This is a genomic window from Lentzea flava (assembly GCF_014648475.1).
Taxonomy (GTDB): domain Bacteria; phylum Actinomycetota; class Actinomycetes; order Mycobacteriales; family Pseudonocardiaceae; genus Lentzea; species Lentzea flava.
In genome coordinates this window covers 80,495-106,658 of record NZ_BMRE01000011.1, presented here as the reverse complement: position 1 = coordinate 106,658, position 26,164 = coordinate 80,495, and the positions used below count along the sequence as shown (strand labels likewise).

27 protein-coding genes are annotated in these 26,164 nt (G+C 68.5%); 15 read left to right on the top strand and 12 right to left on the bottom strand.

Annotated elements, in window-relative coordinates; translation table 11 throughout:
• Window positions 1–9 precede the first annotated feature (9 nt).
• Together IEZ09_RS15875 and IEZ09_RS15870 are read right to left on the bottom strand one after the other, a co-directional pair.
• The gene (locus tag IEZ09_RS15875; RefSeq protein WP_189254456.1) at window positions 10–876 is read right to left on the bottom strand and encodes an SRPBCC family protein; all 867 of its coding nucleotides are present in this window, start codon (window positions 874–876) and stop codon (window positions 10–12) included.
• Entirely contained in the window at window positions 873–1,415 is a 543-nt protein-coding gene (locus tag IEZ09_RS15870; protein WP_189254455.1) for a winged helix-turn-helix domain-containing protein, read from the bottom strand. Before IEZ09_RS15870 ends, IEZ09_RS15875 begins: the two co-directional genes overlap by 4 nt.
• Before the next feature lie 130 nt (window positions 1,416–1,545).
• Between IEZ09_RS15870 and IEZ09_RS15865 the strand changes: the two genes are divergently transcribed.
• Genes IEZ09_RS15865 through IEZ09_RS15855 form a run of 3 tightly spaced genes read left to right on the top strand, consistent with a single transcriptional unit; the run spans window position 1,546 to window position 3,655 of the window.
• Window positions 1,546–2,529, top strand: coding sequence for an aldo/keto reductase (locus IEZ09_RS15865; protein WP_189254454.1), 984 nt, complete (start codon window positions 1,546–1,548; stop codon window positions 2,527–2,529).
• 4 nt (window positions 2,530–2,533) lie between these two features.
• Window positions 2,534–3,142, top strand: coding sequence for a TetR/AcrR family transcriptional regulator (locus IEZ09_RS15860; protein WP_189254453.1), 609 nt, complete (start codon window positions 2,534–2,536; stop codon window positions 3,140–3,142).
• Between the two features lie 18 nt (window positions 3,143–3,160).
• Window positions 3,161–3,655 (top strand): hypothetical protein, encoded by a 495-nt coding sequence (locus IEZ09_RS15855; protein ID WP_189254452.1) that lies wholly within the window; start codon window positions 3,161–3,163, stop codon window positions 3,653–3,655.
• 31 nt (window positions 3,656–3,686) lie between these two features.
• Here IEZ09_RS15855 and IEZ09_RS15850 read toward each other — a convergent pair whose 3' ends face one another.
• Both IEZ09_RS15850 and IEZ09_RS15845 read right to left on the bottom strand, forming a co-directional pair.
• Window positions 3,687–4,586 carry a DUF4097 family beta strand repeat-containing protein gene (locus IEZ09_RS15850; RefSeq protein ID WP_229812591.1) on the bottom strand — a complete coding sequence of 300 codons (900 nt, stop codon included), beginning with the start codon at window positions 4,584–4,586 and terminating at the stop codon, window positions 3,687–3,689.
• A 5-nt stretch (window positions 4,587–4,591) separates the two neighbouring features.
• On the bottom strand, window positions 4,592–5,095 hold the full coding sequence (locus IEZ09_RS15845; RefSeq protein ID WP_189254450.1) for a toxin-antitoxin system HicB family antitoxin: 504 nt from the start codon (window positions 5,093–5,095) through the stop codon (window positions 4,592–4,594).
• A gap of 42 nt (window positions 5,096–5,137) precedes the next feature.
• On the opposite strand from IEZ09_RS15845, the gene thyX reads away from it, so the two are divergent.
• From thyX to IEZ09_RS15810, 7 genes are all read left to right on the top strand, one after another.
• A complete protein-coding gene (gene thyX, locus IEZ09_RS15840) occupies window positions 5,138–5,857 on the top strand; it encodes an FAD-dependent thymidylate synthase (protein WP_370467718.1) in 720 nt (239 codons plus the stop codon).
• Between the two features lie 5 nt (window positions 5,858–5,862).
• Window positions 5,863–6,264: an ACT domain-containing protein gene (locus tag IEZ09_RS15835; RefSeq protein WP_189254448.1), complete on the top strand. Its 402-nt coding sequence runs from the start codon at window positions 5,863–5,865 to the stop codon at window positions 6,262–6,264.
• 68 nt (window positions 6,265–6,332) lie between these two features.
• A complete protein-coding gene (locus tag IEZ09_RS15830) occupies window positions 6,333–7,775 on the top strand; it encodes a serine/threonine-protein kinase (RefSeq protein WP_189254447.1) in 1,443 nt (480 codons plus the stop codon).
• A gap of 2 nt (window positions 7,776–7,777) precedes the next feature.
• Entirely contained in the window at window positions 7,778–8,191 is a 414-nt protein-coding gene (locus IEZ09_RS15825; protein ID WP_189254446.1) for a hypothetical protein, read from the top strand.
• An 8-nt stretch (window positions 8,192–8,199) separates the two neighbouring features.
• The gene (locus IEZ09_RS15820) at window positions 8,200–8,811 is read left to right on the top strand and encodes a TIGR03085 family metal-binding protein (protein WP_189254445.1); all 612 of its coding nucleotides are present in this window, start codon (window positions 8,200–8,202) and stop codon (window positions 8,809–8,811) included.
• Between the two features lie 19 nt (window positions 8,812–8,830).
• Window positions 8,831–9,727, top strand: coding sequence for a 4-hydroxy-tetrahydrodipicolinate synthase (gene dapA, locus IEZ09_RS15815; RefSeq protein ID WP_189254444.1), 897 nt, complete (start codon window positions 8,831–8,833; stop codon window positions 9,725–9,727).
• Window positions 9,724–11,403 (top strand): ribonuclease J, encoded by a 1,680-nt coding sequence (locus IEZ09_RS15810; protein WP_189254443.1) that lies wholly within the window; start codon window positions 9,724–9,726, stop codon window positions 11,401–11,403. Before dapA ends, IEZ09_RS15810 begins: the two co-directional genes overlap by 4 nt.
• A 7-nt stretch (window positions 11,404–11,410) precedes the next feature.
• On the opposite strand, the gene IEZ09_RS15805 is transcribed toward IEZ09_RS15810, so the two are convergent.
• Entirely contained in the window at window positions 11,411–12,649 is a 1,239-nt protein-coding gene (locus tag IEZ09_RS15805; protein ID WP_229812590.1) for an ATP-binding protein, read from the bottom strand.
• 161 nt (window positions 12,650–12,810) lie between these two features.
• Here IEZ09_RS15805 and IEZ09_RS15800 point away from each other — a divergent pair, with 161 nt between their 5' ends.
• Entirely contained in the window at window positions 12,811–13,608 is a 798-nt protein-coding gene (locus IEZ09_RS15800) for a F0F1 ATP synthase subunit A (protein ID WP_189254442.1), read from the top strand.
• Here the strand turns inward: IEZ09_RS15800 and IEZ09_RS15795 are convergent.
• A complete protein-coding gene (locus tag IEZ09_RS15795; RefSeq protein WP_189254441.1) occupies window positions 13,605–14,219 on the bottom strand; it encodes a class I SAM-dependent methyltransferase in 615 nt (204 codons plus the stop codon). The two genes, IEZ09_RS15800 and IEZ09_RS15795, sit on opposite strands and share 4 nt — an antisense overlap.
• A gap of 136 nt (window positions 14,220–14,355) precedes the next feature.
• Here IEZ09_RS15795 and IEZ09_RS15790 point away from each other — a divergent pair, with 136 nt between their 5' ends.
• From IEZ09_RS15790 to IEZ09_RS15780, 3 genes are read left to right on the top strand one after another with little or no spacing between them, the layout of a single operon-like run.
• Window positions 14,356–17,127 (top strand): AfsR/SARP family transcriptional regulator, encoded by a 2,772-nt coding sequence (locus tag IEZ09_RS15790; protein WP_189254440.1) that lies wholly within the window; start codon window positions 14,356–14,358, stop codon window positions 17,125–17,127.
• 9 nt (window positions 17,128–17,136) lie between these two features.
• Complete coding sequence (locus IEZ09_RS15785; RefSeq protein WP_189254439.1) at window positions 17,137–17,907, top strand: alpha/beta fold hydrolase; 771 nt, start codon at window positions 17,137–17,139, stop codon at window positions 17,905–17,907.
• Window positions 17,908–17,956: 49 nt separating this feature from the next.
• Window positions 17,957–18,637 carry a hypothetical protein gene (locus IEZ09_RS15780; protein ID WP_189254438.1) on the top strand — a complete coding sequence of 227 codons (681 nt, stop codon included), beginning with the start codon at window positions 17,957–17,959 and terminating at the stop codon, window positions 18,635–18,637.
• Here the strand turns inward: IEZ09_RS15780 and IEZ09_RS15775 are convergent.
• The gene (locus tag IEZ09_RS15775; RefSeq protein ID WP_229812611.1) at window positions 18,534–19,277 is read right to left on the bottom strand and encodes a lysophospholipid acyltransferase family protein; all 744 of its coding nucleotides are present in this window, start codon (window positions 19,275–19,277) and stop codon (window positions 18,534–18,536) included. The two genes, IEZ09_RS15780 and IEZ09_RS15775, sit on opposite strands and share 104 nt — an antisense overlap.
• 148 nt (window positions 19,278–19,425) lie before the next feature.
• Between IEZ09_RS15775 and IEZ09_RS15770 the strand changes: the two genes are divergently transcribed.
• On the top strand, window positions 19,426–21,795 hold the full coding sequence (locus IEZ09_RS15770) for an FtsK/SpoIIIE family DNA translocase (protein WP_189254437.1): 2,370 nt from the start codon (window positions 19,426–19,428) through the stop codon (window positions 21,793–21,795).
• Between the two features lie 198 nt (window positions 21,796–21,993).
• Here IEZ09_RS15770 and IEZ09_RS15765 read toward each other — a convergent pair whose 3' ends face one another.
• From IEZ09_RS15765 to IEZ09_RS15745, 5 genes are all read right to left on the bottom strand, one after another.
• Window positions 21,994–22,896, bottom strand: a complete 903-nt coding sequence (locus IEZ09_RS15765) for a hypothetical protein (protein ID WP_189254436.1) — start codon at window positions 22,894–22,896, stop codon at window positions 21,994–21,996.
• A 417-nt stretch (window positions 22,897–23,313) separates the two neighbouring features.
• Window positions 23,314–23,781 carry a phospholipase gene (locus tag IEZ09_RS15760; protein WP_189254435.1) on the bottom strand — a complete coding sequence of 156 codons (468 nt, stop codon included), beginning with the start codon at window positions 23,779–23,781 and terminating at the stop codon, window positions 23,314–23,316.
• 84 nt (window positions 23,782–23,865) lie between these two features.
• The gene (locus tag IEZ09_RS15755) at window positions 23,866–24,519 is read right to left on the bottom strand and encodes a nitroreductase family protein (protein WP_189254434.1); all 654 of its coding nucleotides are present in this window, start codon (window positions 24,517–24,519) and stop codon (window positions 23,866–23,868) included.
• Between the two features lie 4 nt (window positions 24,520–24,523).
• Window positions 24,524–25,678 carry a YcaO-like family protein gene (locus IEZ09_RS15750; RefSeq protein ID WP_189254433.1) on the bottom strand — a complete coding sequence of 385 codons (1,155 nt, stop codon included), beginning with the start codon at window positions 25,676–25,678 and terminating at the stop codon, window positions 24,524–24,526.
• Entirely contained in the window at window positions 25,675–26,079 is a 405-nt protein-coding gene (locus IEZ09_RS15745; RefSeq protein ID WP_189254432.1) for a hypothetical protein, read from the bottom strand. The genes IEZ09_RS15750 and IEZ09_RS15745 overlap by 4 nt, the downstream gene beginning before the upstream one ends.
• Between the last annotated feature and the right edge of the window lie 85 nt (window positions 26,080–26,164).

Below are 26,164 nucleotides of genomic sequence, written 5' to 3'. Positions count from 1 at the left end.
CACGCCCGATCATTCAAGAACGAGCATGCCATCGGGCAAGCCGGGAATGTCGTACGAATGCCACATCGGGCGCCATCCGGGCAGCTCCAGCATCCGCCGCAGGTCCGCGAACCCGCTGAGCCACCCCATCCACGCCCCGTACGGCGGGTTGCCGGTGTCGAACCCGCTCTGCACGAACGTCAGGTGCGTGCGTCCCTCCGAGCCCTTGAGCTCCCAGGACGCCACCATTCCCTCCTGGAAGTCCAGCGCGAAGTGCCCCTCGTCGAGCGCGATGATCTTCGCCGGGTGGTCGTTCTCCTCGAAGCTGCCCATCGTCCACCGGCCGCCCACGTGGGGCTCGATCTCCATCCGCGCCCCGAACCACCGCGCGAACACGTCCGGATCGGTCAGCGCGTTGATGATGGCGGCCGGCGTGGCCGCGATGTCGAACTCGAACCGCTGCTCGGGGTTCGTGAAGTCGCAGAACCCCAGCACCGGCCGGCCCTCGACGTGTTCGACCAGGTTGCCCAGCACCAGCGGCCAGAACGTCTGGAGGACCTCCGCCTGCTCGTCGCCCACGCCCCAGGTCGGGTACGGCGTCTGCGCGACCGCGACGAGCGTCTCGCCGTCACCCTCCTCCACACGGAGATCGACTGTGTATTCGGTGCCGTACAGCTGCCACGAGAAGCGCACTGACGTGTCGTCGTGGCCCAACAGCTTCTGCCGGCCGCGTTCGCCCTCCGGGGTGTAGCGCCCCCAGAACTCGAACTGGCCGCCTTCCAGGTCGACGTGCGCGTGCTCGGCGAGCCACGTCCGCAGGCCTGCCTCGGTCGTCAAGGCCTCGTGGACCCGCGCGGCGGGCGCGGACGTGCGAACGCGGATGGTTCCGGTGCTCATCGGTTGTCTCCCTTGGGATAGCAGGCGAGCGCGATGCGGAACGCATCCCCTTCCGCGCCGCCGTATCGGGTGAAGAGGTCCTGCAACGTCGTCTGCAGCTCGGCGAGGAACCGCTGGCGGTCCTCCGGCCGGACGCGGATCTCGCCGGACACGCCGACGGACGGCAGCTCGGCGTTGCGGTCCAGCGCCGCCACGTCCGCCTGCACCTGCTCGGCGAGGTCCACGAGATGCCCCAGCGCCAGCTCGTCGCGCGACCCGATCCGGCCGACCAGCCGCGGCGACAGCCAGTACGAACGCGCCACCGCCTGGTAGAGGCCCTCGTGGACGCCGCGCACCTTGCGTTCGGCGACCTGGGTGGCCAGCCCGGCCTTGACCAGCTGTTTCACGTGGTAGTGCACGCGTTGCGGCGTCTGGTCGAGCACCTCGGCGACCTCGGTGCACGAGCGCGGCGCGGCGAGCTGCCGCAGCACCTCCACGCGCTGCGGCTTGAGCAGGGTCTCGGCCTGCTCCATCCGGTCCAGATAGATCACGTCTCTCATCGCAAAAACAACTTTGAACGTTCAAAACGCTTTTGTCAATCCTGCGGACAACTGACTGCTGACAGATATTGAAATCTGTCAGTCCATCGGGCACGCTCGATCTCACCGAAGAGACGAAGGAGTTCTCCAGATGCAGAAGCGTCAGCTCGGAGCCACCGGTCCGGTCGTGTCCGCGATCGGCCTGGGCTGCATGGGCATGTCCAACGCCTACGGTCCGGCCGACCGCGAAGAGAGCATCGCGACGATCCACGCGGCCATGGACGCGGGCGTCACGTTGCTCGACACCGGTGACTTCTACGGTCAGGGGCACAACGAACTGCTGATCAGTGAGGCGATCAAGGGCCGTCGCGACGAGGTGCAGCTCAGCGTCAAGTTCGGCGGGATGCGCGACGCCAGCGGCGCGTTCATCGGGTTCGACACAAGGCCGCAGGCCGTGGCCAACTTCCTGGCGTACTCGCTGCAACGGCTCGGCACCGACCACATCGACATCTACCGGCCCGCGCGGCTCGACCCGGACGTGCCGATCGAGGACACCGTCGGCGCCATCGCCGAGCAGGTCGAGAAGGGGTACGTCCGGCACATCGGCCTGTCCGAGGTCGGCGCGGAGACGATCCGCAGGGCGCACGCCGTCCACCCGATCGTCGACCTGCAGATCGAGTACGGCCTGCTGGAGCGCGGCGTCGAGCGGGAGATCCTGCAGACCACGCGCGAGCTCGGCATCTCCATCACGGCCTACGGGGTGCTGTCGCGCGGCCTGATCTCGGCCACGCCGCTCACCGTCGGCGACGACGACTGGCGCGGCCACACGCCCCGGTTCCAGGGCGACAACCTGGCCCGCAACCAGGCCCTCGTCGCGAAGCTCAACGAGATCGCGCAGGCCAAGGACATCACGGTCGCGCAGCTCGCCATCGCGTGGGTCGCGGCGCGCGGAGAGGACGTGGTGCCTCTCGTCGGCACGACCAAGCGTGCGAGGCTGAAGGAGGCGATCGGGGCTGTCGACGTGACGTTCACCGAACGGGAATTGCAGGAGATCGAGGCCGTTGTTCCTGTTGGGGCCGCTGCGGGCACTCGGTACCCGGCCGCGATGATGGCCTTCCTGGACAGCGAGAGGTGAGTACGTGGCGGAGGCGTTGACGTCGGAGGCGATCCTCGCGGCGACCGAAGAGGTGCTGCGACGGTACGGCCCTGCCAAGGCGACGGTGGTCGACGTCGCCAAGGCGCTCGGGGTCAGCCACGGCAGCGTCTACCGCCACTTCCCGACGAAGGCCGCGTTGCGGGAGGCCGTGACGCGGCGCTGGCTCGACGCGCAGCACCTGGCGATGGAACCGGCGTTCGACCAGGGCCTCACCGCCGCCGAGATGCTCAGGGCCTGGCTGCAGAAGCTCTTCGACCGCAAGAAGCTCTCGCACGTCGACGAACCCGAGTTGTTCGCGACGTACCTGGTGCTGGTCAGGGAGAGTCGCGGCATTCCCGAGTACCACGTCGAGCACCTGGTGGGTCAGCTCGCGCGCATCATTTCGGCGGGAGTGGAAACCCAGGAGTTCGTGACCGACGACGTCGATCGGACGGCGCAGGCGGTGTGGGACGCGACCGACAGGTTCCACCACCCGGCGCACGCCCAGGAGTGGGGCGATCCTCACATTCAGGACGCGTTCGACGCCGTCGTCTCACTGGTCATCGCTGGACTGCGGTACAACCGAATCCCGAGTGCCGCAGGCGATGCTTGAGGGTCACGGAGGTGAGCGGTGCCGCCTGACGAGTGGATCGATCTGCTGGGTGCGCCGGAACGGCGTCCGGACCCGGTCGACTGGGACGCGGTGAAGGCACGGGCCGGCACGTCGTTGCCGAGCGACTACGTGCACCTCGCCGAGGCCTATCCGCCGCTCGTGGTGGGTGGCTACGTCCGGATCCTGCACCCCACGGCCCGTGCCGCGTTCATGAACTGGATGGCGCAGGCTCCCAAGATCCTGCGCGCGCTGCGCAGGCAACCGGGTCTGCGCGTGCACCCCGACGTACCCGGTCTGCTGCCGTGGGGCACGACGCTGGGCGGCGAGCACTGCCTCTGGTACACCCGCGGCGAGCCCGACGAGTGGACCGTGGTGATCACCGACCTGCGGCAGAGCTGGTCGTACGACGGGAGCTTTTCGAGCTTCACCAGGAAGTTCCTGACCGGCGAGATCCGCTGCCCGATCTTCCCCGACGACGTCCCCGGCGGCTCCAAACCGTTCCAGGAGCCCTGACCGGGGACGCCGTCCTCCTCCGACCCCCCGGTCAGTTCGCGGCGGCGGTCACCAGCGCGTTGCCGCTGCCAGTGCGGCCCGTGACCTTCAGCGCGGCGTCGCCGAGCGGCTCGGACGACACGTCGAAGTCGCTGCGGGCGGTGCCGGACGTGGACACCAGGTCGATGCGCGCGAGCGTGCCCTGGCGGATGCCGACGCGGATGTTGCCCGAGCCGGTGCCGAGCTGGATGTCGCCGGACGCCGCGTCGGCCACGGTCAGCTCGCCGCTGCCGGTGCGGACCTGGACGTTGCCCTGCACCGCGCCCAGCCACACGTCGCCGGTCCCGGTGATCAACGTGGCGTTGCCGCCGAGCGACGACACCTCGACGTCGCCGCTGCCGGTCTTGGCCTTCAGCCCCGCGAGCATCGTGCCCAGCCGGACGGTGCCGGCGCCCGAGTTCACCTTGACCTCGCCGGTCGCCCGATCCGCCGACACGGTGCCCGTGCCGGTGTTCAGATCGAGGCGGCCCGCGCCGCCGGTCACGACGACGTCAGCCGCGCCGGTCCGTGACGTCACATGTGACCCCACTGGTGCTGTCACGACCACGGACAGCGGCACCGCGCGCAACGGCAGCGCCTTCGACGACTCGATGCGCAATCGGTTGCCCAGCAGTTCCACGCGGGCCTCCCGGACGGCCTCCTCCGGGCCCGCCGCGGGAGCGCCCTTGTCCGGGCCGAACTGGCCGCTGACCCAGCTCAGCACGCTGGACAGGCCCTCGGTCCACGAGTTGGCCGCGGTCGGATCGTGCCGCACCTCGACGTGCACGCCCGGCTCGTCGGTCAGGTGCACCTGCACCCGGCCGCTGAGCAGCGAGATGTCGATCTCGGCGATGCCCGCGAACTCGAAGCTCTGCTGACGCACCACACCCGCTGGTTCGCTCTGTTCGGTCACTTCGCTCACCCCTGCACCCATCCGCGGACGCGTGAGCCGGAGCCCGCGTTTCCGCTCCACCCCTTGTGCTGATGCCTGTGCTTGCCGTGCACCGCGCCCCCGACGGCCTGCTGGATGAACGAGTTCAGCGACACGCCCTGGGCGGCTGCGGCGGCCTCGGCCTTCGCCTTCAACTCGTTGATCATGCGCAGCGTGATGCGGCTGATGTCACCGGTGGCGTCACCCATCGGGACCTCCTGGCTCGGTGCGGGCTCCGGCTCCGGTTCTGCGGACCCGGTGACGACCACCTGGACGTCCCTGCCCGCCAGGCGAACCTCCACGACCTGGCCTTCCAGGGAGGCGGTGACCTCCGCGGCCAGGTCCGACAGTGCGTTCATGATTGCCAGTCGCGCGGCTGGCTCGAGCGCTGCGGACAACGCGGCGGCCGTTCGACGGGTGTTCTCGTCCCCCGCTGAGGCGGCCGTCGCCAGGTCCTCGCGCAGTGACGCGATGTACGGCGACAGATCCATGACACCACTATGACGTCACGTCTGGTGTCGCGCAACCGTCAGATAATGTCCCGGGCTATGCCGAGAGTGCGCTTGGTGGCGAAAACCGAGTTCATCCCGCCGGACGACGTGCCCTGGACGACCGACGCGGACGGCGGCGCGGCGCTCGTCGAGTTCGCCGGCCGGGCCTGCTACCAGTCGTGGGACCGCTCGAACCCCATGACGAACACCAACGCGACGTTCCTGCACCACCTGCTCGACGTCGGGCACCTCGCCGCGTTCGAGCACGGCAGCGCGACGCTCTACCTGACCGAGCTGCCCCGCTCGCTCACCCACGAGCTGATCCGGCACCGGCACTTCTCGTACTCGCAGCTCTCCCAGCGCACCGACCCGACCGACGTCGTCGAGCCGGAGCTCATCAGGAACGACCCCGAGCTGCACGCCAGGTTCGTGGCCGCGACCGAGGCGAGCCTCAAGGCGTACGAGGACCTGGTGCGGAGCCTGGAGAAGACGGTCAACGGCCGTCGTGCGCGGCAGATCGCCAGGTCGGTGCTGCCCAACGCCACCGGCACCGAGATCGTCGTGACGGGCAACTACCGGTCGTGGCGGCACTTCATCGCGATGCGCGCGACCGAGCACATCAACGTCGAACTGCGTGAGCTGGCCGTCGCCTGCCTGCGTGAACTGACGAAGGCCGCGCCGAACGCGTTCGCCGACTTCGTGATCTCGACACTCCCGGACGGCACAGAAGTTGCTTCAAGCCCACTGGTGGTTGAAGGCTGACGCCCATGAAGCGGCTCATCGTGGACGTCCGCCCCGGCGAGTACACGGTCACGCGCCTGGCAGCGGACGCCCCGCTCCCCGCCGGGCTGCTGGACCTGACCGACGCGCTGGTCTCCGTGACCAGGACCCCGGACGAGTTGTCGATCATCGCGCCCTCGTCGTTCGCCATGCCTGGCGACGACGCCGAGAAGGGCTGGCGGCTGCTCACCGTGCGCGGGCCGCTGGAGTTCACGCTCACCGGCATCATGGCCGCGCTGGCGGGTGAACTGGCGGCCGCGGGCGTCTCGCTGTTCGCGCTGTCCACTTACGACACCGACCACCTGCTCGTGAAGCACAGCGACCTCGGCCGTGCGGTGCTGGCGTTGCGTGCCGCAGGTCACGAACTGGTTGTAGCGCCGGAAGTCTAGGAACCGATCCTGCGTGTGGCGGGTCTGAAGTACCGTCAACGCCCCCGGTTCATCCTCGGTAGGAGCGCATGTTGCACGGACAGGCAGTCGAACCGCGCGTCATCGCCGGCAGGTACGCCCTGGTGGCCGAGCTCGGCCGCGGCGGGATGGGCATCGTGTGGCGTGCGCAGGACCGCCACATCGGCCGCTTCGTCGCGATCAAGGAACTGCATCTGCCCGACGGCATCGCGCACGAGGAACGCCGTGTGCTCGAAGAGCGCGCTCTGCGTGAGGCGCGCACCGCGGGCAAGCTCAACGACCCGTCCATCGTGACCGTGTACGACGCGATCAACGAGAACGGCACGACGTACATCATCATGGAGCTGGTCGAGGCGGCGACGCTGTCGACGTTGATCAGCGCCCACGGCCCGATGCCGCAGAACCAGGTCGTGTCGATCGCGCTGCAGGCGTTGTCCGCGCTGGAGGCCGCGCACGCGGCGGGGATCGTGCACCGCGACGTCAAGCCCGGCAACCTGATGGTCCGCCCGGACGGCAAGCTCAAGCTCACCGACTTCGGCATCGCCCAGGCCGTCGACGACCCGCGCCTGACGACCAGCGGGAGCCTCATCGGCTCGCCCGCGTACATGGCGCCCGAGCGCATCCACGGCCACGAGGCGGGTCCCGCGTCCGACCTGTGGGCGTTGGGCGCGACGCTCTGCTACGCCGTCGAGGGCTGGAGCCCGTTCGAGCGCTCGTCCACGGCGTCGACGTTGCACGCGATCATGAGCGAGACCCCGCGGCTGACCCGTGCGACGGGCGTGCTGAGCGCCGTGATCACCGGTCTGCTGATCGCCGACCCGAACGCGCGGCTGTCCGGCCCGCAGGCCCGCGCGATGCTGTCGAGCATCGGCAACCAGCCGACGCCGCCCACCGGCATCCCGCCTGCCCAGACCCAGCAGTACCAGCAGACCCGTGCCGTCGATCCGGCGAAGAAGAAGCGCAACCGCATCCTCGCGATCGTCGGTGCCGTCGCCATCGCGGCGGCCGCGTTCACCGGCGGCATCTACGCGCACAGCTGGTTCACGACGCCGGGCAGCGGCAACAGCGACACGCTGACCTACGGCGAGGGCGGCGAGGTCCCGGTCTTCGGGCTCTCCGAGAACGTGTGCGGCAACGGCCAGGTGGCGCCGACCAAGCAGCTCGACTCGGACACGCGCGAGGAGTGCGACAAGCCGCACGACTTCGAGGTGTTCGACGTGGTCGAGACGCTGCCGGTGACGTCGAGCCTGCCGGACGCGGCCTACCCCGGCCTCGACGCGCTGAAGAGCCTCGGCGTCGCCCGCTGTGAACTGACCCTGAAGTCGCAGTGGGTCAAGGACGGCGGCAAGCTCAAGCTCACCACGCTGGTCCCCACCGAGACGGCGTGGAAGAAGGACAAGAACGACAGCGCGGAACGCCGCATCTACTGCGTGGCGGCCAAGAAGGACGGCAGCCCGCTCACCGGCACGATCAGCGCGAAGAAGGACAACTGACGGTGAAGCGAAGGATCCTCCCGGCCCTGCTGGTCCTCGGCTGCGCGGCCGCCCTGCCCGCCTGCACCAGCAGCGAGGACAAGTTCGTCGCCGAGCTCAAGGCCGCCGGCTTCACCAACATCGGCGAGCCCAGCACGGAGAAGTCGAAGAAGTCCAAGAAGGTCGGCAAGCGCACGATCAAGTCCTCGGAGAGCACCATCGAGGTGATCGTGCGGGTGAAGGGCTGTGACCTGGAGTTCGCCAAGACCTCCGGTCAGTCGGGATACTGGTTGGACGAACTGCACGTCAACGGACAGGAACCGGACTGGCCCGGCTATCCGGAGAACCTGAACCGCGACCAGGTGGTCAAGCTGCTGGCGGACTCCTCGGCCAAGCCGAACGGTTTCAGCAGCTGCTACCAGCCGAACGAGTCCTAGGAGCAGGTGTGGGTCTCGCACGCGACGAACGCAAGGCGCTCGTCGACCTGATGACCGAGCTCGGCCCCGACGCGCCCACGTTGTGCGGCACGTGGCTGACCAAAGACCTCGCCGCCCACCTCGCGATCCGCGAGCGACGCCCGGACACCGCGCCGGGCATCGTGCTGCCGGGCTTCGCGAAGTGGACGGAGAAGGTCCAGGAGGACTACACGCACAAGGCCTGGAGCGAGCTCCTCGACCTCGTGCGCACGCCTCCGTTCTGGATCCAGCCGGTCGACGACCTCATCAACACGGGCGAGTACTTCGTGCATCACGAGGACGTACGCCGCGCACAGCCGGGCTGGGAGCCGCGGCCGTACGACGCCCGTCGCGAGAAGGTGCTGTGGAAGCTGCTGCCGTTCACGGCGCGCATGACGTACAAGTCGTCGCCCGTGGGGGTGACGCTGGTGCGGCCCGACGGTGAGCACGTCGTCGCCAAACCGGGGGCGAACGGCGTGGTGATCACGGGTGAGGTGTCCGAGCTCGTGATGCTCGCGTTCGGCCGTGACCAGGCCCGCGTGGAATACAGCGGCGACGCCGACGCGGTCGAACGCGTGCGGTCGTTGAACCGAAGTGTCTGACCTCGGGTAGTTTCTGCGCATGCCTGCAAGCCCGTACGCAGGGCCGGACCGCCCGTTCGGCCGCGTTCTCACCGCCATGGTCACGCCCTTCGACGCGCGTGGCGAGGTCGACCTCGCCAAGGCGCAGGAGCTGGCGAAACACCTGGTGGACCTGGGCAACGACGGCCTGGTCGTCAACGGCACGACCGGGGAGAGCCCGACGACGACCGACCGCGAGAAGGCCGCGCTGATCACCGCCGTCGTCGAGGCCGTTGGCGACCGCGCGACCGTGGTGGCGGGTGCGGGCACGTACGACACCGCGCACAGCATCCACCTGGTGCAGCAGGCCGAGAAGGCGGGCGCGCACGGCGCGCTGGTCGTGACGCCGTACTACTCGCGGCCGCCGCAGGAGGGCCTGCTCGCGCACTTCACCGCCGTCGCCGACGCGTCGGGACTGCCGGTGATGCTCTACGACATCCCGCCGCGCGCGGTCGTGCCGATCGAGGTCGACACCCTGCTGCGCCTGGCGGAACACCCGCGGATCCTGGCCGTGAAGGACGCCAAGGGCGACCTGCACGCGGGCAGCCGGGTGATCGCCTCGACCGATCTCGCCTACTACTCGGGCGACGACCCGCTGAACCTGCCGTGGCTCGCCGTCGGCGCCGTCGGGTTCGTGAGCGTCATCGGTCACCTCGCGGCCGATCGCCTGCGGGATCTCATTGATGCGTATGAAGCCGGAAACGTGGTCCGGGCAAAAGAAATCCACGAGTCGCTGCTGCCGCTGCTGCGACCCTTCCGCCGGGTCCCCGGCGTGACGTACACGAAGGCCGCACTGCGCCTGCGCGGACTGGACGTGGGCGACCCGCGTCTGCCGCTGGTGCCCGCCGCGGCCGAAGACATCGAGGCCATCGCGGCCGAACTGGGAGTCAACGCGTGACCCGATCGACCGAAATCCCGCCCGCTCTGCCGGAAGGCGGCCTGCGGGTCGTCGCACTCGGCGGAATCGGCGAGGTCGGCCGCAACATGACCGTTTTCGAGCACGCCGGAAGGCTGCTCGTGGTCGACTGCGGCGTTCTCTTCCCCGAAGACGACCAACCGGGCGTGGACCTGATCCTGCCCGACTTCCGCGCCATCGAGGACCGGCTCGACGACATCGACGCCATCGTCCTCACGCACGGCCACGAGGACCACATCGGCGCGGTCCCGTTCCTGCTGAAGCTGCGCCCCGACGTGCCGGTCGTGGGCTCCCGCTTCACGCTGGCGCTGCTCGCGGCGAAGTGCCGCGAGCACCGCCAGAACCCGCAGCTGGTGGAGGTCCGCGAAGGCCAGCGCTCCTCGTTCGGGCCGTTCGAGCTGGAGTTCTTCGCGGTCAACCACTCCATCCCGGACGCGCTGGCCATCGCCATCCGCACGTCGGCCGGCCTGGTGCTGCACACCGGTGACATCAAGCTGGACCAGCTGCCGCTGGACGGCCGGCTGACCGACCTGGCCGGGTTCTCGCGCCTGGGCGACGAGGGAGTGGACCTGTTCCTGGTCGACTCGACCAACGCCGAGGTGCCCGGTTTCGTGGTGCCGGAGCGCGAGATCGGCCCCGTGCTGGAGAACGTGATCCGCAAGGCCCGTCAGCGGGTCATCGTCGCGTGCTTCGCCTCGCACGTGCACCGCGTGCAGCAGGTGCTGGACGTGGCGGTGCAGTACAAGCGCAAGGTCGCGTTCGTGGGCCGCTCGATGGTCCGCAACATGGGCATCGCGTCCGACCTCGGCTTCCTGAACGTGCCGGACGGCCTGTTCGTCGACCTGGACGAGGCCATGCGGATGGAGGAGGACGAGGTCCTCTTCGTGTCGACCGGGTCGCAGGGCGAGCCGCTGTCGGCGTTGTCGCGCATGGCCAGGGGCGACCACCGGCAGATCTCGATCCGCGAGGGCGACACGGTGATCCTCGCGTCGTCGCTGATCCCCGGCAACGAGAACGCGGTCTTCAACGTCGTCAACGGCCTCGCGAAGCTCGGCGCCACCGTCGTGCACCAGGGCAACGCCAAGGTCCACGTCTCCGGCCACTCACCGGCAGGCGAGTTGTTGTTCCTCTACAACGCTGTCCGCCCGTCCAACGTGATGCCGGTGCACGGCGAGTGGCGGCATCTGCGTGCGAACGCGGCACTGGCCGTGGCCACCGGTGTCGCCGAGGACCACGTGGTGATCGCCGAGGACGGCGTCGTGGTGGACCTGGTGGACGGCAAGGCCACCGTGTCCGGACGTGTTGTGGTGGGCCACGTCTACGTCGACGGACTGTCCGTCGGAGACGTCGGTGAGTCCACTTTGTCCGATCGACTCGTGCTGGGCGAGGGCGGGTTCATCTCGATCTCCGTCGCCATCGACACCGCGACCGGGCGGGCCGTGGCGCCGCCGACGATCTCCGGGCGCGGGTTCTCCGACGACCCCAAGGCGTTGGACCAGGTCGTGCCGCTGGTGGAGATGGAGCTGGCGCGGACGGAGGCCGAGGGCATCACGGACACGCACCGGGTCGCGCAGGCGGTGCGCCGCGTCGTCGGGCGCTGGGTCGCGGAGACCTACCGGCGGCGGCCGATGATCGTGCCGACGGTCATTCCGGTCTGAGTTCGGGTCAGCTGTGCCAGATCGCGCAGATCGGCACAGCTGACACCCGCTCGTCGAGCTGGAACATCCGCGGACCCGTGTGGAAGACGATGCCGGCGACGAACCTGTCGCCGAGTTCGTCGCGCAGCCAGGTGAGGTGCTTGGCGTGTTCCTTGCGCGGCGCGCCGGTGGCCTTGATCTCGCAGGCGATCACGCGCCCGTCGTCGAACTCGATCAGCAGATCCACCTCACGGGACCCGTTCGCGTCCCGCAGGTGGTACAGCACGGCATCCCGTTCGCCGAGCTGGAGTTCAGCGCGCAGTTGAGCCGCGACGAACGTGTCGAGCAGCCGGCCGATGAGGTCGCCGTCGAGCATGACGGCGTCGACGCCGACGCCGAGCGCCGCGCTCACCAGCCCGGTGTCGACGACGTACCGCTTCGGCAGCTTCACCAGTCGCTTCAACCGGTTGGTGTGCCAAGCGGGCACGATGTCGACGATGTAGAGGTCGCTCAGGAGCTTCTCGTAGGCGATGGCGGTGTTTCTCGAAACCCCGGCCGCCTCGAAGATCGTCTTGTCGGTGACGACACCCGAGGTGTTCGCGGCGAACGTCTGGAAGTATCTGCGCAGCAACCTGGGTGCCCGGCCACCGTCGAGTTGCTCGACATCGCGGGTGAACAGTTCGTCCAAGTAGGTGCGAGCCCAACGACGGCGACCCTGTTCGGAGTCGCGCAGCGCCAGCTGCGGAAAACCACCGCGTACAGCCAGATCCAGGTAGCCGCGGAGATCAGGAGCATCGGCCGGACTGCTGAACGTGCCGGTGCGCACTCGATCGAGGAACGGTGAGGTGTCGAGCGGTCGCCGGTCGAGTTCCCGCACGGTCAGACCCGACATGTCGACCCGCAGCAGGCGTCCGGTGCCAGGCCAGGTCTGATGGTCCAGATCGCCGTGCACCGATCCGGTGATGATGAACCGGCCTGGCGAGCTGTCGGCGTCGACAGAGCGTTTGATCGCGCCGAGCACGGACGGCACGAGCTGCCACTCGTCGATCAGGACCGGTTCCTCCAGGTTCAGCAATGCCGCGTCGGGATCGGCTTCGAGCGCCGCCGCCACCCTCGGTTGATCAAGGCGGAGGATCGTGCGCGCATGCCGAGCCGCAGTCGTGGTCTTGCCGACAGCGCGTGGACCGAGCACGAGAAGAGCGGGGAAGTCGGCCAGCAGGTCACCGATGAGCTGGTCGGTGAGGCGAGGAACATAATCGCTGCTCACCAGGGTGAGTCTAACAGTTCGGCGGCATGATCATTGACGATTTAGCATGCTTGAGGATGACACTTTAGCATGAACTCGCCCGCAGTCTGTGACCCGTCCGTTACCTGATGTTGAGCGTGCGCTAAGGTCTAGATCCAGACCATGGACGAGGGGGTCGCCTCATGGCCGATGACGTTTTCTCTCCGCCGGGCAAGGAAGACATCTTTCTTCCACCGATCTTCACCTGGCACGAGCCGTTCGGAATTCCGTACGACCTCGCGGTGGACAAGGCACTGGTCCTGCTGTTCCTGTCGATCGCGATCATCCTGGCGTTCTTCCTGATCACCACGAGGAACCTCAAGCTCGTCCCGTCGCGCTGGCAGTTCGCCGCCGAGTCGGTTTACGACTTCGGCCGCAACACGATCGCGCGGGAGCAGATCGGCGCCAAGGAGTTCGCGCCGTACGTGCCGTTGATCGTCAGCATCTTCTGCTTCGCCCTGGTGAACAACCTCTACGGGCTGATCCCGTTCGTGCAGTTCCCGACGTTCACGCACAGCGGTTTCCCGTTCGCCGTGGTGGTGATCGTCTACCCGCTCTACCACATCGTGGGCATCAGGAAGTTCGGCCTCAGGGGCTATCTGCGCAACCAGTTCGTCATCCCGGACGTGCCGAAGGGCGTGTTGTGGGGTCTGCTGATCCCGACCGAGGTCATCCTGAAGTTCTTCTTCGACCCGCTGAACCTCATGATCCGGGTGTTCGCGGCGATGTTCGCGGGTCACCTGCTGGTGCTGGTGTTCACGCTCGGCGGCGAGTTCCTGCTGCTGCACGGCCCGATCTGGCTGAAGCCGGCGTCGGTGCTGGGCTTCGCGCTCGCGATCGGGCTGATCTTCCTGGAGGCGCTGGTGCAGGTGCTGCAGGCGTACATCTTCGCCTTGCTGTCAGCACACTTCATCGGCCGAGCGCTCGCTGAACAGCACTAGGGACGCTGACACACCAGGTGCAGCGACTCCTCGGGCGTCGCGCCGGGGAAGGACGGTGTGAAGACCGGCCGGCTCCGGCGCACGACCCGCAGGCCGACGTCGCCGAGGTGGGACTCGTAGTTCTCCTCGGAGAACGACGACACCTCGATCTCCTGGCCCATCCACGGCAGCGTGATCTGCTCGACGTCGATCGCCACGGTGGCCAGGAAGAAGTGGCCGCCAGGCCGCAGCCACGCCGACACGCGGCCGAGGGTCTGGATGATCTCGGCCTGGGGCATCTGCAGCAGCGAGAAGACGGCGCAGATGACGTCCCAGGAGCCGGGCGGTGACTCGAAGTCGCGGACGTCGATCTTGTGGAACGTGGCTTCCGGGACCTGTTCCGCGGCGAGGTCGACCATCACCGGGGACACGTCGATGCCGGTGACCTTCATGCCCGCCCTGGCGAGCGTGCGGGCTACCGGGACGCCGGTGCCGCAGCCGATGTCGAGCACGCGCGAGCCCGACGGCTGGGTGGCGGCGAACCAGGCGAGAGTGCCGTGCAGTGCGGGCTGGTGCGACCAAGCGCGTTGGTATTCCATCCCGAGCGTGTCGAAGACCTCGGCCGCGTTCATCTTCGCCCCTCATTTCGGCCCAATCCACCTGATGTGAAGTGTGGAGAAGCCCTCTGCACGGACTCTGGATGGCTTCTGGACGAAAACTGACGGTAGGTTGCTGGGTGACTGCGGACAGCGACGGAGTGGGACGAGGGTGCAGAACGAGTTGCGCGTCAGCATGCTGGGCGCGCTCGCGGCGACGGTGGACGGTCAGGAGCTCACCCTGGGTCCGCCGCGGCAGAGAGCTGTGCTCGCGGTGCTGGCGTTGCGCGCCAACCACGTCGTGTCGCGCAGTGAACTGATCGACGCGGTCTGGGGCGACGAACCCCCTGCCAGCGCGGACAACGGCATCCACACCTACGTCGCCGGTCTGCGGCGGCTCTTCGAACCGGGCAGGGCCTCGCGGGCGCCGAGTTCGGTGCTGCTCTCCACGGACGCTGGATACTTGCTGAGGCTTCCATCCGGGGCCTCCGACGTGGCGATGTTCCGCGCCCATCTGGACGAGGCCGGACGTCTGCGCACGCAACCCGCGGAGGCCATCGGCGCGTTCGACGCCGCACTGGGTTTGTGGCGTGGCGTCGCTCTGGACGGCGTGCCAGGTCCGTTCGCCGCCGTGGAGCGCGCGCGTCTCGCTGAACTGCGGCTGACGGCCGTGGAGCAGCGCGCCGCGTTGATGTTGTCCGTCGGGCGTGAGGCCGAGGTGGCGGCGGAGCTCACGACGTTGGTCAGTGCGCATCCGCTGCGAGAGCGGCTGCACGGCCTGCTGATGTCCGCGTTGTATCGCGGCGGCAGGCAAGCTGAGGCCCTCGCCGTCTACACGGACTTACGCCGGTTGCTGATCGAGGAACTCGGCATCGAGCCCGGCCCCGAACTCCGTCAGCTCCACGAACAACTGCTCGTCGGCCGCCACGATCCGCAGCCGGAGCCCGCGGCCCCCGCGCTCGTGCCCGTCCAGCTGCCGCACGAGATCCGCGACTTCACCGGCCGTGCCAAGGAACTCGCGAAGCTCACCGAAATCGTTCCGCACGACCACTCCCCGGTCCTCGTCGCCATCACCGGCACCGGCGGTGTCGGCAAGACCGCTCTCGCCGTCCGGTTCGCCCACCAGGTGGCCTCCCTGTTCCCCGACGGCCAGCTGCACGTCGATCTGCGCGGGTTCGACGCGTCGGCACCGCCGGTGCAGCCCGCCGCCGCGTTGCACCAGTTGTTGCAGAGCCTCGGTGTGCCGGCCGAACGCATCCCGGACGACCTGCCCGCGAAGTCCGCCCTGTACCGCAGTGTGCTGGCGGGCAAACGGGTTCTGGTGCTGCTCGACAACGCCCGCCTCGCCGAGCAGGTGCGTCCGCTGCTGCCGGGCCGGTCGTCGTCGATGGTGCTGGTGACCTCGCGCAACCACCTCGGCGGCCTGGTGGCCCGCGACGGCGCGCACTCGGTGACGCTGTCGACGCTGACCCGCGACGAAGCCCTGGCGTTGCTGACTTCCGCGGTGGGCTCCGACCGCGTCGCCGCCGAACCCGACGCCGCCGCCAAGCTCGTCGAGCTGTGCGGTCACCTGCCGCTGGCGGTGCGGATCGCGGCCGAACGCGTCGTCACCCGCCCGCACCTGACGTTGACCGACCTGGCAGGCGACCTCGCCGACGAACGAGACCGGCTCAACGTCCTGGCCACCGGCGACGACGAGGACACGGCCGTGCGGGCGGCCTTCTCGTGGTCGTACCTCGCCCTGAAGCCAGACGCGGCGAGGGCGTTCCGGCTCATCGGTCTGCATCCGGGCGCCGAGATCAGCCTGGGCGCCGTCGCCGCGCTGACCGGTGTGCCGGTGTCGCGGGCGCGGACGCTGCTGGACGTGCTGGCGGGCGGGCACATGTTGGAAGAGGTCGCGCGCGGCCGATACCGGCTGCACGACCTGCTCCGCCTGTACGCCACGGAGCTCAGTGCCACCGAGGAGTCCTCGGAAGGCCGCTCGGAGGCCGTGCAACGCCTGCTGCGGTGGTACTTCGACACCGCGAACGCGGCCGGCACCGTGATCTCACCCCCGGACCACCCGTCGTTCCTGCTCCCACCACTGTCCACTCAGGACTTCACCTCGCACGACGAGGCTTTCACCTGGTGTCGCACGGAATCCTCGAACCTGCTGGCCGTCTCCCGGCTCGCCGAGGATCACCACTCACCGACGGCCTGGCAGATCCCGGTCGCGCTGTGGAACTACTTCATCGTCTCCAGCGCCCTGGACGAGTGGACCCGCACCTACCGCATCGCCGAACGCGCCGCCGCCCGCGACGGCAACCAGGCCGCGCGCGCCTGGGCGGTGCACGGCCAGGGCCTCGCGGCCTTCCGCGGCCAGCGTTTCGCCGACGCCCTCGAACTGTTCGACCGCGCCCTGGCCATCCGCCGCGAGATCGGCGACGACGTGGGTGCCGCGTGGAGTCTCACCGGCCTGGGCATGGCCTACGGCGGCCTGCGCCAGTTCGACCTGGCCGTCGAGAGGTTCGGCGAGGCCCTGAACCGTCACGCCGAGGTGGGGTCGTGGTTCGGCGAGGGCGGCACGCGCCTGTTCCTGAGCGACATCCTGCGCTCCGCGGGTCAGCACGAGGCTTCGCTGGCGTCGGCCCGGATGGCGTTCGAGCTGATGGACTCGCACGACGCCGTGCACGGCAAGGCGATGGCCCTCGTCAGCATCGGCTGGGCGCAGTTCAGGCTGGGACAGCGCGTCGAGGCGCGCGACTCGTTCCGGCACGCGCTGGAGTTCCTGCGGGTGCTCGGTGACCGCAAGAGCCTCGCCGAGGCGTTGCACGGCCTGGGGGAGACGAGCGCGGGCCAGCCCGACGTGGCGCGGACGCATCTGCTGGAAGCGTTGGCGATCTACGAGGACTACGACCATCCGCTTACGGCAGAAGTGCGGGCACGACTGCACGAGTTGGCATAGAACTACTTCGTGCATTTCGTAGAACACGGCTCGGGCACTCCTGTGCTCGCGATCCACGGCTGGACACCCGACCACCGCCTGATGCTCGGTTGTCTGGAACCGCTTTTCGCCACCAGGCCCGGCTATCGGCGCCTGTACCCCGACCTGCCGGCGATGGGGAAGTCGCCGGCGGACGGCGTGAACTCCAGTGACGACATGCTTGCGGCGCTGGAGAAGTTCGTCGACGCGGAGATCGGCGCGGAGCCGTTCCTGCTGATCGGCGAGTCGTACGGCGGCTACCTCGCGCGAGCGTTGGCTCATCGGCGACCGGACCAGGTGCACGGGCTGGCCCTGATCTGCCCGGCCGGCACGAAGCTCTTCGCGGCCGACCGGACCGTGCCGCCGTTCGAGGTGCGCAGGTCGGACGACGTCGTGCTGGATCCCGAACTGGCGGCGCAGTTCGACGGCATGGCGGTGGTGCGGACGGCGGAGACGGCGCGCCGGTTCGCCGAAGAGGTCCTGCCGGGCCTGGAGGTCGCGGACCTCGACGCGATGGCCCGGATCCAGGGTGACTGGGAGCTGTCCGCCGGTCCGGAGCTGGGGACCTACCAACGGCCCGCGCTGTTCCTGACCGGCCGTCAGGACAACATCACCGGGTACGAGGACGTGTACGCGTTGCTGCCGCACTACCCGTACGCGTCGTTCGCCGTGCTCGACACCGCGGGGCACAACCTGCAGATCGAGCAGCCGGTGTTGTTCAACGCGCTCATGGGGGAGTGGCTGGACCGGGTTGCTCAGTAGGGGTGATCCCTGATGTGCGTCGCCATGATGTGTAGGCAAGCTACACGTCATGGCGAAACGCGCGAGAACTCTGGTGGTGTGGCTGCACGTGGTGACCTCGGTCGGCTGGCTCAGCCAGGCCGTGGCACTGCTGGCGTTGCTGCTCTACGGCATGAAGACGAGTGATCTCAACGCCTTCAGGATGGCGCGGGTGCTGGACCATCACGTGCTCGCGTTCATGGGCGCCGCCAGCGCGTTCACCGGCATGATGCTCAGCGCGACGACGCCGTGGGGGTACTTCCGGCACTGGTGGGTGCTCACGAAGTTCGCGATCACCGTCGTCCAGCTCTACGTCGGCATCTTCATCCTGAGCGACCGTCTCGAAGCGGCGGCGAACGGGCACGTCAGCATCTGGATGCCGGTCGGTACCGGGCTCATGATCAGCGGGTTCGCGTTCCAGACGTGGCTCAGCGTCGCGAAGCCGTGGGGCCGCACGCCGTGGGCGGACCCGAAGGTCAAGCTGCCCACGGCGGGCACGGGGTCGTTCGTGCTGGCACTGGTCGTTCCCACGGCCGACCTCGTGATCGGCCTCTACACCGCAAGCCCTGCGCCGTTCCTGATGCTGGTCACGGTGATCGCCTACTCGATCAGACGGGCCGCCAGGGGGAGGAACCGGTCGTCGGCCGCGTCGGGTCGTGGAAGCGCGGCAGGTCCGGCTCGTCGAGACGCAGCGGCACCAGGCCCTCGGTGATCGCGCGCATGATCCGCTCGTGGGCGCGGCGGGCGTCACCCATCGTCTCGGCGTTCAGATCGGACAGCTCGACGGGCTTGCCGAAGTGCACCTTGAACGTCGGGCGCTTGCGGATCGCGGACAGCCACGACGTCAGGTACGGCAGGAAGTCCTTCCAGCCGGAGACGTGCAGGTTGCCCCAGTACACGGCCTCGTGGGCGCCCCACTGGCTGATCGGGATCACCGGGATGCCGCCGCCCAGCGCCATGCGGGCCACGCCGGTCTTGCCGCGCTCCGGCCACATGCCGGGGTCGAGCGTGATCTTGCCCTCGGGGTAGACGGCGATCGGGTCGCCGCCCTTCTGCAGGGCTTCGACGGCGCGGTGCATCGCCTCACCCACGTTCGCCGACCTGCGGTCGACGCGCAGGTGACCGCACGCCTTCAGGGCCGGACCCATGATCGGGGCGTCGAGGAGGCCGCCCGCGAGCATGAAGCGCGGGTTGACGCCGATCTTGCGGCACGCCGCGATGAGCACGAACGGGTCGAGGTTGCCGATGTGGTTGGAAGCGAGCAGCAGGGGCTTGCCGAGCAGCTCCGGTGGAATGTCGCCGGAGACCTCGAGCTTCCCGGTCAGCGCGACGAAGCCACGGTCGAGCGCCATGAGCACGCGCCAGAAGAGCGGTGTGGACACGCGGGGCAGCGTACGGCGTGTCGGAACGACAGCGTGCGGAATCCGGGGAACCATGAGGTTTCGCACGCGTCCCAGTTGCAAACGGTGCTGGTGAGACGCGAGGGACTACCTTATACACATGGCCGGGCGCACAGGGACTTCACGCAAGACCACGTCACGCGGCAAAGCACCTGCCAAGCCGCGGGCGCGCTCCACCGCGTCCAGAAAACCCGCTCCGCGCAAGAGCAGTGGCGCCATCAGCGCCGTGTGGGGTGGCATCGGCCGTGGTGTCGGCAGCGTCGTGCGGACGGTCAGCCGTACCAAGGACCTGGATCCCGAGCACCGCCGTGACGGGCTCGGACTGCTGCTGATCGCGCTCGCGTTCATCACCGGCGCCGGTGTGTGGTGGCAGGCGGGCGGACCGGTCGGCCAGTGGGTCGACGTCGCCGTGCGCAGCTCCGTCGGCTTCCCCGCGGTGATCGTGCCGGTCGTGCTGCTCGGCATCGGCATCACGCTGATGCGCACCGACCCGAAGCCGGAGGCGCGGCCGCGGCTGATCATCGGCTCGTTGCTGATGATGATCGGCGTGCTCGGCATGTTCCACCTCATCGGCGGCCTGCCGATGGACCCGGTCGAACGCCGCGGCGCCGGTGGTGCGCTGGGCTACCTGGCCGGCGGCTTCCTGGCCCAGGGCCTCACACCGTGGGTCGCCGGTCCGCTGCTGTTCCTGATCTTCGCCTACGGCCTGCTGGTCGTGACGCACACGCCGATCCGCCAGGCACCCGAACGCATCCGCTCGCTGCTGCACCCCGGCGCGAGCAAAGAAGAAGCGCCTGTGGACGAGGAGCAGGAGGAGGAGCCGAAGCCGGTTCGCCTGCGCCGCCCGTCCCGTCGCCGCCAGGCCGCCGCGCCCGTGGAGGACGAGCCGCAGGCAGAACTGCCGCTGGAGGAACCCGAGCCGCCCAAGCCCGTCGCGAAGGAGCCGAAGAAGGCACCGGCGATGGCCGTGCGCGCGGTCGAGGGCGACTACCAGCTGCCGCCGCCGAACATCCTCAAGGACGGCGACGCGCCCAAGGCCCGCAGCAAGGCCAACGACCAGATGATCGAGGCCATCACCGGCGTGCTCGACCAGTTCTCGATCGACGCGCAGGTCACCGGCTTCACCCGCGGCCCGACGGTCACGCGTTACGAGGTCGAGCTCGGCCCCGGCGTGAAGGTCGAGAAGATCACCGCGCTGACCAAGAACATCGCCTACGCGGTCGCCACCGACAACGTCCGGCTGCTCGCGCCGATCCCCGGCAAGTCCGCGGTGGGCATCGAGGTGCCGAACAGCGACCGCGAGATGGTGCGCCTGGGCGACGTGCTGCGCGCGCCGTCGACGTTGAAGGACACGCACCCGATGGTGATCGGCCTCGGCAAGGACATCGAGGGCCACATGGTCACCGCGAACCTGACGAAGATGCCGCACCTGCTGGTCGCGGGCTCCACGGGTTCCGGAAAGTCGTCGTTCGTCAACTCCATGCTGGTGTCGCTGCTGGCGCGGGCGACGCCAGAAGAGGTGCGGATGATCCTCATCGACCCGAAGATGGTCGAGCTGACGCCGTACGAGGGCATCCCGCACCTGATCACGCCGATCATCACGCAGCCGAAGAAGGCGGCGGCCGCGCTGGCGTGGCTCGTGGAGGAGATGGAACAGCGCTACCAGGACATGCAGGTCAACCGGGTGCGCCACATCGACGACTTCAACCGCAAGGTCAAGTCGGGCGAGATCACCGCACCGCCGGGCTCCGAACGCGTCTACCGCCCGTACCCGTACATCATGGCGATCGTCGACGAGCTCGCCGACCTGATGATGACCGCACCGCGCGACGTAGAGGACGCGATCGTGCGCATCACGCAGAAGGCGCGCGCGGCGGGCATCCACCTGGTGCTGGCCACACAGCGCCCGTCCGTGGACGTCGTGACCGGCCTGATCAAGACCAACGTGCCGTCGCGCCTGGCGTTCGCCACCTCGTCGCTGACCGACTCGCGGGTCATCCTCGACCAGCCGGGCGCCGAGAAGCTGATCGGCATGGGCGACGGCCTGTACCTGCCGATGGGCGCCTCCAAGCCGGTGCGCATCCAGGGCGCGTTCGTCGGCGACGAGGAGATCTCCCAGATCGTCGACTTCACCAAGAACCAGGCGCAGCCCGAGTACACCGACGGCGTCACGGCGGCCAAGGCGGGCGAGAAGAAGGAGATCGACGCCGACATCGGCGACGACCTCGACCTGCTGGTGCAGGCGGCCGAACTGATCGTCACGTCGCAGTTCGGTTCGACGTCGATGCTGCAGCGCAAGCTCCGCGTCGGGTTCGCGAAGGCGGGGCGCCTCATGGACCTGCTGGAGACCCGCGGGGTGGTCGGGCCCTCCGAGGGCTCGAAGGCACGTGAGGTGCTGATCAAGCCGGACGAGCTCGAGTCCGTGATCTACCTGATGCGCGGAGGCGGCCCGGTTGGCGACGAGGACTGAGCGTCGGCGGGCCGTGTTCGCATCATGCGGCGGTGCTCGAGCCACCGCTCCCACGCCTGCAGTCGATCACGTGAGTTCTGCGGCATCAACCTGGACAACGCGCGCAGCAAACTCCCCGCGGCCAAAAGGATCGCCACGATCCCGAGGGCCCACATGGGAAGTCCGGGCGGCAGATACGACATGGCTGCGCCCTTCCGGCTAGGGCTCGCGCAGTTCGTCACGCCAGCGCACGCCGTAAGCCATGCCCGGCTGCAACTGCCTGAACTTCGCCCGCACTTCCCCCAAGGTGTCGATCTCGATAGCGGGCGCGGCGAACACGTAGTCCTGGGTATCCGCCTGGAACACGCCGGACAGCAGTTCGACCTTTTCAGGAACCGTCTCGAACTTCACCCGCAAGTCGAACTCTTCGCACATGACCCATGGGACGAGCACGTAGTAGGGAGCGACATCAGCATCGGGAGGAATCCGGAACCGCACGCCGTATTCGTAGACCTCACCGAGCTTCAGCGGGCGGGGGAACTTGAGCGCGAAACCGGTCCGTGCCGTTGTCTCGATCCGGCGTTCGACGATGTCACCGCCGTACAGTGCGTCGATCTGCAGGCGCGGCTGCGGCGGGTGGTCGGTGCGGTCTGGAGCAGGTGTGGAGAAGCCGAGGTAGATCTGCCGCAGGTCGAGCGTCTCGGACACCACGGTGCGCAACTCCAGCACCTCGATGCCGTTGCTGCCGAGCAGAACGATCGTGCGGACGCATCGTGCGTGCCAGCCCCGCTTGGCCGACTCGTCGACGGAGATCGGCTTGGTGCTGCTGACCGCCGCCGCGGCCAGCACGGCGAAGGCGTCGTCGATCCTCCGACGCGCGGTCCGTGGGTCGGCGGACAGCTTGGCGGCCAACCGGTTGATGCGTTGACTCAGCATGGGCATGCCGCCGTATTCGGAGCCCATGCCGAGCGCTGCGGAGATCGCTTCTGCTTCGGACTCGTCCAGATCGGACAGCAACGACGAGAGGACCTTGCTGAGTTTCAAGATCTTCGTCGCCGAGTCGTCGTCCTCGTGAAAGGTGCCCAGCTGGGCCAGTGAGGGCCCGACCGTTCCGCTTTCCACTGCTCCGGCAAGGCCACGTCCTTTGCGTACCCGCTTGAGCTCGGAGAGAAGATCTTCGGCAGCCGCGTTGTTTTCAGCGTGGGACGCCGGGTGCCTCGTAGACATCAGGCTTCGCTCTTCATCAGCAGACCCCTTCGCGTGTCAGGTCAGGCTCGCGCATCAGGTCGTTGGGACCTGGTCGGAGGCTCGAACCGCCCCGGCGATGGGTGCTGTTCCCCGTGTCTTCCAAGGACATCGGGGTCGACACTCGCCTGCGACTAGTGGCTCTCCATGGCAACAAAGATAGAGCCCTGTCACTTTTTCTGTCAAGTTGTCACATCTCGTCGAGTTGACGGAAATGCCGCCTACCCTCGCCTGAGATGGCAACGGCCGTCTTGATCACGCACAGGCGATCAAGACGGCCGTCAAACGCAGGGACTACTTCAGCCCTGCCTGCTGAAGGCTCGTCGCGGTCGACGACGCGGTCCCGCCGAACTCCCGCACGGCCTTGTAGTAGATGTCGGCCGTCCGCTTGCACGCCCAGTTGCTGCCGCACTGCCCGTACATGTCGGACTTGAAGTTCTTGTCGATCCGCAGACGCGTGGTCTCGTTGAACCGCCCCTGGCGCTTGTAGTTGCGGTAGCCGAAGTCGTGCCGGTAACAGGTCGGCAGGAACTTGAAGCCGAACGGGTTGTCCGGCGAGTACGAGCAGCCGTCGGACGACCAGTCGAGCTGGCCGGCGTAGGGCTGCTGGGCGCGCAGTGTTGTGAACTGGGTGAGGGACTTCGAGAACAGGTAGTCGTCGGTCACCGCGACGATGTCCACGGCCTGGGCCGGGGCACCGGTGAAGATCAGGGCGAGGGACGCGGTGGCACCCACGAATGCCGAGCGCAGGGTCTTCGACATGGCGAGCTCCTCGGAGTGTGAGCAGGGTCTCGCCTTGTTGTAGCGGGTGATCGAATGTCCTCGGTAGACACGATCTGATGAACGTCAGGTGATCGGATTACCGCACGCGATCGCCGTGGCCACGCGGAGGTCGCGGGGTAGACCGAGCGAGTGAAGCATCTCGTTGTCGGCTACTCCGCCCAGCAGATAGCCGCCCAGTTTCTGCTCGGCCAGACGGAGGCAGATGCTCTGGGCTGCCGCGCCCACCTCGATCAGGCCGAACCTGCCCGCGCGTTCGCCGTACTTCTCGAACGACTCGGCGTCGGCCAGCACCAGGACGATCGTGAGCGGTGGGACGTCGGGCGTGCCGAGGATCGAGGCCAGGTTCGCAGGGGCCTCGCCGATGTCCTGCAGCGCGTGCCGGCGGATGTCGTAGCGGACCGCGCGGCCGTTCACGAACGCGTAGCAGCGCAACGGGTTCAACCCGCCCGCCGACGGGAAGCTGTTGTCTCCCAGCGCGCCGAGGACCGTGCCGAGTTGCTTGTCGGTCAACGGTTTCGACGTGAACTCCCGAGTGCTCCTCCGTGCCTGGAACAGCTTCTGCAACCGGTCGTGGGGCTTGGGCAGCGGCCGGGGTGCGGTGGGCAGCTCCAGCGGGTCGATCAACGGCGGCTGCGGGCGGAAGTCCCGCAGGCGTTCACCGAGCCGCAGCTGGTGCAGCGGTGAGAACCGGCTGGCGGTCCAGAAGTCGTCGAACACGGCCTCACCCCAACGGATGCGGTGCTGGATTGGGGAACACGCCTGGCGAGGCGTGCGGGTAGCGCCACGTGAGTTCGCGGGCGCGGCCGCCGAGGTGCGGCCAGCGGTGGTCGGAGTGCAGTGGCGCGAGGTCGGGGGAGAGGACGCGGACGCAGTGCAGCCCGACGGCCGACAGCTCCGGCGTGGTGAGCTCCCGGTACGCGAGCCGGATGCCGCGGTCGTCGAGGGCGTGCACCAATTCGGTCAGTTCCGCGGCGACGCCACGGCAGGCGGCGTCCGGCGGCGGATCCGTTTCGATGCCACCGAACCACGGCAGCGCGTCCCACTCGTCGGGGTGCGTGGCGTAGTAGACGGCGTGCTTGTCGAAGTCGGTGACCTCCTCGACGGGCTGGTCACCGTTGCGTGCCAGCCACACCTCGATGAACACCGTGCCCTGCACCCATTCCTCGTAGGCCTTCTGCAGCGCCTCCGCCACGGTGGCGCGGCAGGCGAGGCCGAGGGTCGGCCGCGGCTTCCCGGCGATCGGAAGTGATCCGGCGACCGCGATCACCGGGTGCGGGCTGTAGTCGGGCGTGAGGTCGAACGCCTGCGCGCCGTGCGGAAGGTCCGCCGCAAACCGTTGCGGTGCAATGGAATGCAGCCAGGTCGTCGTGAAGGCGTCGCGCTCGACCAGCTCCTGCGCGGCCCTCAGCAACGCGCTCGTGGGCGACGGGCCCGCCGCCAGCCCGGACGACGTCGTGGGCAGACCGTGCGAGGCGTCCAGGCCGACGAGTCCGACGGGAACGCGGATCGGTGTGTTGCCGGGCAACGTCCACGCCCGCGTGTACCGGGTGTCGACGTATCCCTTGCGGTAGCGGTAATCACCACGAACGCGTTGTTCGACGGTGTGCAGGCTGAAGTGCTCCAACGGCCAGCACTCGCCCTCGGTCACGATCTCCAGAGGCGCCCGTGCAGCTGCATGACGTTCCAGCGCCTCGGCGATCGCGGCGACCTTCGACGTGCCACCGGAAGTGCCGCCCGTGGCGAACGGCTCCGGCACCGCGGCCCAGCCCTCGATGTCCACATCGGACAGACTGTGCGGCACGGGGTGCAGCTGCGACACCACACCCTGCCGCCAGCCGACCGCGCGCTCGACCAGCGCCTCCGCGACGGTCTTCACCGCTTGCCCCGGTAGTGCTTCCACAGCGAGTACCCGAGGGCCAGCGCGGCAGCGCCGTAGATCACCAGCGCCACCCAGATGTGCACGTACGAGGCGATGGGGCCCAGCATCGTCAGCACGATGAAGGGTTCCAGGCACCACAGCACCGCCCAGCCGAGCAGCCGCCGCGCGCTGCCGAAGGGCTTCGGCGACTTCGAGATGGATCCGGCCGCGAGCGCCCAGACCAGTGCGAGTGCGAAGCCCCCGGCCCACCAGCCCCAGTGGAGGTCGAAGATCGCACCCCACGTGACGACCGGCAGCGCGACGACGAGGAGCGGGTAGAGCGCGGCCGGCAGGACCAGCGCCCTGCTCGGCTTCTCCAGGTGCTTGGTGTCCTGGTACAGCGCTTCCGGGATGTGCACGGCCGCGCCGACCGAGGAAACCGCGCAACAGCAACAACAACAGCAACAGGTGGGCGTCGCGGCGTTCGCGGCGGCCGCACCGGGT